We start from the raw sequence: 3,020 nt of genomic DNA on the forward strand, positions 1-3,020 counted from the left end.
TCTCACTGATCTGCCCATCGGCGAAAAAACGCTGGGCGTAGCTCACGCAGCCCATGTGCAGGGATTCGGTTTCCAGCGCGTCGAAGCGCTCGCCGATGATCAGCTCGGTGGAGCCGCCGCCAATGTCCACCACCAGCCGCGGGCCCGGGTCATCGGCGAGGCTGTGGGCCACCCCCAGATAGATCAGCCGCGCTTCCTCGCGGCCCGCAACGATGTCGATGTCATGGCCCAGCACCTGCTCCGCCCGGCGGATAAAAGCATCGGCGTTGCGCGCCATGCGCAGCGTGTTGGTGCCCACTATTCGCACCTTGCCACGGGGGATGCCGGTGATCCGCTGAGCAAACCGCGCCAGGCATTCCAGGGCGCGCGCCTGAGTGTCTTCGTCGAGGCGGTTGTCGCGGTCCAGGCCGGCGCCGAGCTGCACTTTTTCCGAGAGGCTCTCAAGCACGCGCACCTCGCCCTGGTCCTGCCAGGCCACCACCATGTGAAAACTGTTCGACCCCAGGTCGATGGCGGCCAGATTGTCCGGCTGTTGCAAAAGCGTCTCCACCGGTGTCCGGCCGTCGCTGGCCGGGCTGATAGACGCGCCCTGTTGGCGCCATTGCCCGGCACGCTTGAAATCCAAGCGCCGGACCCTGATATTATGCTGCACGCAATTCCTATCCCGCGAAGCCTAGCAGGAGAACTCAATGAGCGGCGAGATTATCAACGTGACCGATGCGGATTTCGAGGAGAAAGTCCTCAAAGCCGACGGTCCTGTGCTGGTGGATTACTGGGCGCCGTGGTGTGGCCCCTGCAAAATGGTCGCCCCGATCCTGGAGGATCTTTCCGGTGACTACGCAGGCAAGCTGACCATTGCCAAACTGAACATCGACGACAACCCGGAAACGCCCAAGAAGTACGGCGTTCGCGGCATCCCCACGCTGACGGTGTTCAAGAACGGCGATGTGGAAGCCACCAAGGTGGGCGCGCTTTCCAAGTCCCAACTGACCGCCTTCCTGGACAGCACCCTCTGATCCGGCCCCGGCCCGCGAAATTGTTTGCTTTCGCGGGCTGGACAGCCCACCGGGCCGGTGGTACATTCCGAAGTTAGCGTTTTCGCTCCCTCTTGCAGGGATCTCTGAGTCTTCAGCTTTCGTTTTCGAGATATCGCCACCCCAGGCCGGAATCGGCCAATGCGGCCGGTGGTTCGTAAGGGTCTCCTCTTGATCGCCCCCGTATTGTTGGTCCGATGAGTGTTGTTGGTCCGATGAAGCCGGCACCCTTACCCCCCTGCGACATTCACAACCGCGAAATCGAATCCGTAAGCCGAATATAAACAAGACCGGAAATTCCACGGCTTGCCAGCCGGGGGATGCTGACAGCCCCAAATTCCGAAACACCGGACGAACCCTAAACCGGGACTCGCCGCCCCATGGCGCATCCCGTCAATTCATTTCTGGACACCCTCTAAAACTCCAATGAATCTAACCGAACTGAAACAGAAGCCGATCGGCGAACTTCTGGATATTGCCAAGGAACTCGGACTGGAGAACCTGGCAAGAACCCGCAAACAGGACGTTATCTTCTCCATCCTCAAGAAAGCCGCCAAGAACGGCTCGGACATCTACGGTGACGGGGTGTTGGAGATTCTTCAGGACGGCTTCGGTTTCCTGCGCTCCGCTGAGGGCTCCTATCTGGCCGGCCCGGACGACATCTACGTCTCGCCCAGCCAGATCCGCCGCTTCAACCTGCGCACCGGCGACACCATTTCCGGCAAGATCCGCCCCCCCAAGGATGGCGAACGTTACTTCGCCATGCTCAAGGTCAACGAGATCAACTTTGACCGCCCGGAAAACGCCAAGAACAAAATTCTGTTCGAAAACCTGACGCCGCTGTTCCCCACCGAACGAATGGTGATGGAGATCGGCAACGGCTCCACCGAGGACATCACCGCCCGGGTGATCGATCTGGTGGCGCCGATCGGCAAGGGCCAGCGCGGTCTGATCGTGGCGCCGCCCAAGGCCGGCAAAACGATGCTGCTGCAAAACATCGCCCAGTCCATCGCCCGCAACAATCCGGAAGCGCACATGATCGTGCTGCTGATCGATGAGCGGCCGGAAGAAGTCACCGAAATGTCACGCACCGTGCGTGGCGAAGTGGTGGCCTCCACCTTCGATGAGCCGCCGGCGCGCCACGTTCAAGTGGCCGAAATGGTGATCGAAAAAGCCAAGCGCCTGGTGGAACACAAACAGGACGTGATCATTCTGCTGGATTCCATCACCCGTCTGGCGCGCGCCTACAACACCGTGCAGCCCAGCTCCGGCAAGGTGCTCACCGGCGGTGTCGACGCCCACGCCCTGGAAAAGCCGAAACGCTTTTTCGGTGCCGCCCGGAATATCGAGGAAGGCGGCAGCCTGACCATCCTCGCCACCGCCCTGGTGGAAACCGGCTCGAAGATGGACGAAGTGATCTACGAGGAATTCAAGGGCACCGGCAACATGGAACTGCATCTGGACCGCAAAGTGTCCGAGAAGCGGGTGTTCCCGGCGATGAACATCAAGCGCTCCGGCACCCGCCGCGAGGAACGTCTGGTCAGCGAGGACGAGCTGCAGAAAATGTGGATTCTGCGCAAAGTGCTGCACCCGATGGACGAGATCGGCGCGATGGAATTCCTGATCGATCGCATGAAGCAGACCAAGACCAACGGCGAATTCTTCGATTCGATGAAGCGCAAGTAATAAAAAAACCCGCGAATGATCTCGCGGTTTTTTTTTGGTTCTTCGCGGAATAGCGGGAATTGACTCATGCTGATCCACTTCCCATCGCCGCTGACGCCCTGTTGGGCGTCCTACTTGATTCGTGGCGTTGCCACTCACCCTTCGGGCCGCCTTCGGCGTTCCAGCCGCAAGCGGCTGGTCTTGCTTGTTCAAGTAGGCACATCCCGCGCAGCGGGTGAGGCCGTAGGCCGAGGCGAAGCCGAGTCAAGAAAGACACCCCGTTGTGTCGCCCTTCGGGTACCCTTCATTCTCCAAACAAGA

General features: G+C 60.2%; 3 protein-coding genes. 2 read left to right on the forward strand and 1 reads right to left on the reverse strand.

From position 1 onward, the window contains the following. A partial coding sequence (locus tag CGS25_RS09830; protein WP_456297907.1) for a Ppx/GppA phosphatase family protein occupies positions 1-484 on the reverse strand: 484 nt, incomplete at its 3' end. A gap of 205 nt (positions 485-689) precedes the next feature. Here CGS25_RS09830 and trxA point away from each other — a divergent pair. Then, positions 690-1,016: a thioredoxin TrxA gene (trxA, locus tag CGS25_RS09835; protein ID WP_089034275.1), complete on the forward strand. Its 327-nt coding sequence runs from the start codon at positions 690-692 to the stop codon at positions 1,014-1,016. Positions 1,017-1,460: 444 nt separating this feature from the next. Then, the gene (gene rho / locus CGS25_RS09840) at positions 1,461-2,720 is read left to right on the forward strand and encodes a transcription termination factor Rho (protein ID WP_089034274.1); all 1,260 of its coding nucleotides are present in this window, start codon (positions 1,461-1,463) and stop codon (positions 2,718-2,720) included. Positions 2,721-3,020 lie beyond the last annotated feature (300 nt).

Origin of the sequence: Alloalcanivorax mobilis (assembly GCF_002864685.1) — a bacterium.
In the GTDB taxonomy this organism is placed as follows: domain Bacteria; phylum Pseudomonadota; class Gammaproteobacteria; order Pseudomonadales; family Alcanivoracaceae; genus Alloalcanivorax; species Alloalcanivorax mobilis.

Coding starts and splice junctions, on each gene's coding strand:
- trxA (WP_089034275.1), top strand. CDS start 690: ATGAGCGGCGAGATTATCAACGTGACCGATGCGGATTTCGAGGAGAAA.
- rho (WP_089034274.1), top strand. CDS start 1,461: ATGAATCTAACCGAACTGAAACAGAAGCCGATCGGCGAACTTCTGGAT.